General features: G+C 60.8%; 6 protein-coding genes. 3 read left to right on the top strand and 3 right to left on the bottom strand.

Annotated features, from left to right (window positions below):
* Window positions 1–359: sugar transferase (locus tag EOA22_RS22210; protein ID WP_164755724.1), on the top strand; the 359-nt coding region annotated here is incomplete at its 5' end.
* Between the two features lie 35 nt (window positions 360–394).
* Here EOA22_RS22210 and EOA22_RS22205 read toward each other — a convergent pair.
* From EOA22_RS22205 to EOA22_RS22195, 3 genes are all read right to left on the bottom strand, one after another.
* Window positions 395–1,330, bottom strand: coding sequence for an NAD-dependent epimerase/dehydratase family protein (locus tag EOA22_RS22205; RefSeq protein WP_013532713.1), 936 nt, complete (start codon window positions 1,328–1,330; stop codon window positions 395–397).
* A complete protein-coding gene (locus EOA22_RS22200; protein ID WP_164745775.1) occupies window positions 1,327–2,526 on the bottom strand; it encodes an O-antigen ligase in 1,200 nt (399 codons plus the stop codon). Before EOA22_RS22200 ends, EOA22_RS22205 begins: the two co-directional genes overlap by 4 nt.
* 95 nt (window positions 2,527–2,621) lie before the next feature.
* The gene (locus EOA22_RS22195) at window positions 2,622–3,110 is read right to left on the bottom strand and encodes a hypothetical protein (RefSeq protein ID WP_127224166.1); all 489 of its coding nucleotides are present in this window, start codon (window positions 3,108–3,110) and stop codon (window positions 2,622–2,624) included.
* On the opposite strand from EOA22_RS22195, the gene cysD reads away from it, so the two are divergent.
* Together cysD and cysN are read left to right on the top strand one after the other, a co-directional pair.
* The gene (gene cysD, locus EOA22_RS22190) at window positions 3,109–4,014 is read left to right on the top strand and encodes a sulfate adenylyltransferase subunit CysD (protein ID WP_013532711.1); all 906 of its coding nucleotides are present in this window, start codon (window positions 3,109–3,111) and stop codon (window positions 4,012–4,014) included. The genes EOA22_RS22195 and cysD overlap by 2 nt on opposite strands.
* Window positions 4,015–4,016: 2 nt before the next feature.
* The coding region (gene cysN / locus EOA22_RS22185; protein ID WP_164755726.1) for a sulfate adenylyltransferase subunit CysN at window positions 4,017–5,878 on the top strand (1,862 nt) is incomplete at its 3' end.

Below are 5,878 nucleotides of genomic sequence, written 5' to 3'. Positions count from 1 at the left end.
CGATGTATGTCGGGACGCCGTCGCTACCCTCGCATGAGGCGCCGGCGGATTCCGTGACATCGGTTGGAAAGGTCTTGCGGAAGTTCAAGCTCGATGAGCTGCCGCAATTCTGGAACGTCTTGAAGGGGGAAATGAGCCTGGTCGGGCCGCGGCCCTGCCTGCCGACCCAGACGGAATTGATCGAGTGTCGCAGGCGGCTGGGGGTTTTGGCGGCGCTGCCGGGCATAACCGGCCTGGCCCAGATCAGGGGCATCGACATGTCTAACCCGGAGCTCTTGGCGCAAACGGATGCTGCCTACCTCCGCACCGCGTCGTTCTGGCTCGATCTTCGGATCCTGTTTGGAACGCTCTACCGCTGAGCAGACCATGAAAAGATCATGGTCAAGCAAGAAAGTCAGGATCTGCTGAGCCGCGCCAGCTCGGCCAGCCGCTCAAGCGTGCCGGCTTCGGGCGTCCACCCCTGCGATACCAGCAGGGCGGGGTCGCATATTTGTGTCGCGGTCAGGCTGTCCCAGAACGCCCGCCTGCCGAGTGCGGCCACCACCGGCCGTATCAGCCCGGCCGGCATCGCCATCAGGCGCACAGGCCGCCCCAAACCTCTGCGAAAGACGGCGATGACGGCGTCGAGGGCGACCGGCGGCACATCGGCGCCGACATAGATCGGGCGAAGCAGCCCGGAATGGCTGAGCAGGTGCGACACTGCTCGCACCGCGGCCTCGGAAGACATCAGCGAACGGATTCCGGTCAAGGCACCAGTCGGCAGCGGCAGCGGCGTATCGGCAAGGCGCATCAGCGTTGCCAGATTTCCCCTCATGCCACTTCCATAGACCGGAGGCAGGCGCAACACGGCGGCGTCGGAGCGGCCATGCGACGCATAGGCGTCCAAAACCGTGATCTCGCTTTCGCGCTTCGAGCGTCCATAGGCGCATTGTGGGGCAGGAAGCGTGTCCTCGTCGATCGTTGCGCTGACGTGCGCGCCGATCACCGCCCGGATCGAGGAGAGATGAATGAAACGTCCGCTTATCTGGGCCGCCGCTGCATGCGCCAGCCTTGCGCTCAGTTCCACATTGGCCGCCTGGTAATCGGCTTCGGTTGCATTTCCCCGATCATTGTTGAGGCCAGCGCAATGGACGACGTCAGTCATATGCCGGGTCAGTTCCAGGAAGGCGGCGGCCGGCGCATCGAAGCCGGGCATCGGCACAGTCTCGTTCTCCGAACCAAGCCTCTCGGGATGGCGGGAGGCGAGGCGAAGCTCGGCACCGGCTTCGCGTAAGTGGCGCACGACAAGACGCCCGATGAAACCTGTCGCGCCCGTGACCAGAACCTTCATGGCCTTGCCCGAGACAGGTCTTGCGTGACTGGTGCAAGTGCCGGTTCGTCCAGCAAAGGAACATGACGTCCGGAGGCGAGATATGTTCCGCTCACCAGGAAGACCATCAGCACCGAGTCCAGAATGTCATGGCCGACCAGGATGCCTGTCATTCCGGCCGTCAGATAGGTGATCACCACGACGACAATCATGGTGGCGCCGAACCGCTCGTTCGGATCGCTGCTGCTTCGCAAGACCCGGGCGGCATTTCCAGCGGCAACGATAAAGATCGCTGCCAGCGTCACGGCGCCCAGAATTCCTGCTTGCACCAAGGCGGTCAGGAAGCCGTTGTGGAAATGGTTGAAGCCTGTGTCCATCGCGAACTGCTCATGAAAGCCCTGTTTGATCAGAAGCTGGGTTGCACCCACACCGTGCCCGAACAGTGGCATGTCATGGAATGCTTTGAGGCCGATCTCCCAAAGCGCAACACGTATTCCCAACGAGGTGTCGTAGTTGCCGCTAGCTCCAAGCGCACCCCAATCGGAGCGCAAAAAGTCGACCCGCCCGGATATCGCCTGGAAGCTGGAAGCGGCGATCACGACGCCGACTGCCGCCAGCAGCAGCAGCAGGCGAACGGCATTCCTGCCCCTGAGCCTGTGCCGGTTGATCAACATGACGGCTATGCCGGCAATCAGCAGTGCCAGCCAGATGGTACGCGAGCCGGAATAGATGACGGCGATCGTCCCGGCCAGTGTCGCGTAGAAGAGGGGTGTCCGGGCTTGCTCAATACTGGACAAGGCGCCAGCCACACACGTCACCACGGCAAGGCAGACGACGGTTGCGAAGACGATCGGATTTCCGGCTCCCCCCTCCGCCCTGACGCCAATCCAATATTGCTGGATGACGGCCATGAGCAGCGCGACAAAGCAGGCGGCCATGCTGGAAAGCACGACGATGCGGGCAAGCGTGGTTTTCTGCGTGTTGCTCCAGGTCGAATAGGACACGGGAAAAAACAGGAAGGTGACGAGCGGGATAAGATGCGGCGCATCCCGGACAAACGAGTTGTTGACGATGGACGCCAGGAGATTGGCGGCGCAGTAGGCATAGATCGCGACCGTCATCCAGATCATGGGCCGGTCGGCGTTGAAGCGCCTTTTCCCTAAAGCAATCAGCAGGGCGGACGAAAGGCCTCCGCAATTGAACACAAAGCTGACCACCGACCCCAGAACCGGTGGAAAAAAGAAGCAAAGGATGGAGAAGTAGTTGTTGATCCGCGAAGGCGAGAATTGCTGTGTGAGGGATGAAAGCCGGTTCAATTTTCGGGCTCGCTGTTTTCGGCAAGTGTCATGCGGCGGATCTTGTTTAGCGAAGTTGAATGCGCTCGCCTCGAAATTGCCCATGCCTCATAACGCGCTTGCCCGCTGCCGAAGCTGGTATAGCGGCCGCCCCCCGTTTTCGATAGTGTATCTGGTGGATTGCCACCGAAAATCGGCGGCAGGCGACGGTCGGCCAAGGGAAGTCGCTTGAAAGCCGTAGCCGGCCATTCAAGCAATATTTTCCCCGCGTTTTCTCGGTTGTTGAGCTTGCGGGCAGGAATTTCCGGGTTTGATGGTATCTGTGGAAAATTCATTCTCGAACCATGTGCGGCCGGGCCAGTCTTGCATTGTTCTTGACAACGGCGATCTGCTAGAACGCCGGCACGAGGAAGATTGTCCAGAAACAAGGCTCGAACCGGGCGCAAAAGCTCGATGATTTGAGGCAGGTCTTCTGTTGGAAATACGAAAGAACGCCCACGGTCCATGACAACAGCGCTTACGCATCTTCAGCGGCTTGAGGCCGAGTCCATCCATATATTCCGCGAGGTTGCGGCCGCCTTTGCCAAGCCGGTCATGCTCTATTCGGTCGGCAAGGATTCATCCGTGTTGATGCATCTGGCGATGAAGGCGTTTTATCCCGCCAAGCCGCCATTTCCCTTTCTTCACGTCGACACGACGTGGAAGTTCCGCGAGATGATCGCCTTTCGCGATCAGATGGCGCAGAAACTCGGCTTCGATCTCCTGGTTCATGTCAACGAAGACGGCGTGCGCGACAACATCAATCCGTTCGACCATGGTTCGAACACCCACACCCATGTCATGAAGACCGTGGCGCTGCGCCAGGCGCTCGACAAATACGGCTTCGACGCGGCCTTTGGCGGCGCACGTCGCGACGAGGAGAAATCGCGCGCCAAGGAGCGCATCTTTTCCTTCCGCAATGCCCAGCATGTGTGGGATCCGAAGAACCAGCGCCCCGAAATGTGGAAGATATTCAACACCCGCATCGCATCGGGTGAATCGATCCGCGTCTTTCCGCTGTCGAACTGGACCGAGCTGGATATCTGGCAGTACATCCTGCAGGAAAGTATCCCCATCGTGCCGCTCTATTTCGCCAAGGAACGGCCGGTGGTGGAACGCGACGGCATGCTGATCCTGCGGGACGACGAGCGCATGAAACTCCGCCCCGACGAGACAGTGGAGAACCGGCTCGTGCGGTTCCGCACGCTTGGCTGCTATCCGCTGACTGGCGCCATCGAATCGGAGGCCGACACGCTGGAAGCCATCGTCGGCGAAATGCTGACGGCACGGACATCCGAACGGCAGGGGCGCCTGATCGACCGCGATGAAGCCGGCTCGATGGAAAAGAAGAAGCGCGAGGGGTACTTTTGACCATGCGCCACATCATGGCAAAGAGCCTCGCCCCCACCGACGGCGTTCGCGACTATCTGGCGGCGCAGGAGAAGAAGTCGCTGCTGCGCTTCCTGACCTGCGGCTCGGTCGATGACGGCAAGTCGACGCTGATCGGGCGCCTGCTGTCCGACACCAAGCAGATTTTCGAGGACCAGCTCGCCGCGCTCGAACGCGATTCGCGCAAGCATGGCACGACGGGCGACGACATCGATTTCGCACTGCTGGTCGACGGCCTCGAGGCCGAGCGTGAGCAAGGCATCACGATCGACGTCGCCTACCGTTTCTTTGCCACGCCGAAGCGCAAATTCATCGTCGCCGACACACCTGGTCACGAGCAATACACCCGCAACATGGCCACCGGCGCCTCGACCGCCGACCTGGCGATCGTGCTGATCGATGCCCGGCAGGGTGTGCTTCGCCAGACAAGGCGACATCCGATCATCGCCTCGCTGCTCGGCATCCGCCACGTCGTGCTGGCCGTCAACAAGATCGATCTTGTCGATTTCGATCAGACGGTTTTCGACCGGATCGTCGAAGACTACGGGCAATTCTCGCGCGATCTCGGCTTCCAGACCATTGTGCCGATCCCGATGTCGGCCCGTTATGGCGATAATGTCAGCCGTCGGTCGGAAAGCATGGAATGGTATTCCGGCCCAACGCTGATCGAGCATCTCGAAACCGTGTCGGTCGACCAAGCGATGGTCGAACTGCCGTTCCGTTTCCCGGTCCAGTATGTCAATCGTCCCAATCTCGACTTTCGCGGCTTTGCCGGCACGGTCGCTTCCGGCTCGGTTGCGCCCGGCGACGAGGTCGTTGTCGCCAAGTCGGGCAAATCCTCGCGCGTCAAGCGGATCGTCTCGTATGGCGGCGATCTCGCCCAGGCGGCTGCCGGACAGGCCGTCACGCTCGTCCTCGACGACGAAGTCGAAATCTCGCGCGGCAACATGCTGGTTTCGCCTGCCGCACGGCCGCAGGTCGCCGACCAGTTCGCCGCCAACATCGTCTGGTTCGACGAGCATGCGCTGCTGCCGGGCCGCTCCTACATCCTGCGCACCGAGACCGACCAGACCAGCGCCACCGTCACCGATCTGAAATACCGGATCAACGTCAACGACTTTGCCCATGAAGCGGCCAAGTCGCTCGAAATGAACGAAGTCGGCATCTGCAACATCTCGACGCGGACGCCGATCGCCTTTGATCCCTTCGCCGAAAACCGCACAACCGGCGCCTTCATCCTGATCGACCGCATCTCCAACGCCACGGTCGGCGCCGGCATGATCCTGCACTCGCTGCGTCGTGCCGAAAACATCCATTGGCAGTCGCTCGATGTCGGCAAGCGCGTGCGCGCCGACATGAAGAACCAGCGGCCCGCCGTGTTCTGGTTCACCGGGCTGTCGGGATCCGGCAAGTCGACCATCGCCAACCTGTTCGAAAAGAAGCTGTTCGCCACCGGCCGTCATACTTATATCCTCGACGGCGACAACGTCCGTCACGGTCTCAATCGCGATCTTGGCTTTACCGATGCCGATCGCGTCGAGAACATCCGCCGCGTCGCCGAGGTGGCGCGTTTGATGGCCGATGCCGGGTTGATCGTCATTGTTTCGTTCATTTCGCCGTTCAGCGCCGAACGGCGCATGGCACGTGAATTGATGGCCGACGGAGAATTCGTCGAGGTGTTCGTCGATACGCCCTTCGAGGAATGCGCCAGGCGTGATCCGAAGGGCCTCTATGCGCGCGCGCTGAATGGCGAGATCAAGAATTTCACCGGCGTCGATTCCCCTTATGAAGCGCCGGAAACCCCGGAGATCCATCTGCAGACACTCGGCAAATCGGCCGAAGAGAT

This window comes from Mesorhizobium sp. M7A.F.Ca.US.014.04.1.1 (assembly GCF_003998745.1).
Taxonomy (GTDB): Bacteria; Pseudomonadota; Alphaproteobacteria; order Rhizobiales; family Rhizobiaceae; genus Mesorhizobium; species Mesorhizobium ciceri.
Note: the sequence above shows the minus strand (reverse complement) of the source record. Positions and strands in the feature narration are given on the sequence as shown.

What these genes read in the sequence shown, in the direction of transcription:
- EOA22_RS22205 (WP_013532713.1), bottom strand. Translation starts at nt 1,330, where the DNA reads ATGAAGGTTCTGGTCACGGGCGCGACAGGTTTCATCGGGCGTCTTGTC.
- cysD (WP_013532711.1), top strand. Translation starts at nt 3,109, where the DNA reads ATGACAACAGCGCTTACGCATCTTCAGCGGCTTGAGGCCGAGTCCATC.
- EOA22_RS22195 (WP_127224166.1), bottom strand. Translation starts at nt 3,110, where the DNA reads ATGGACCGTGGGCGTTCTTTCGTATTTCCAACAGAAGACCTGCCTCAA.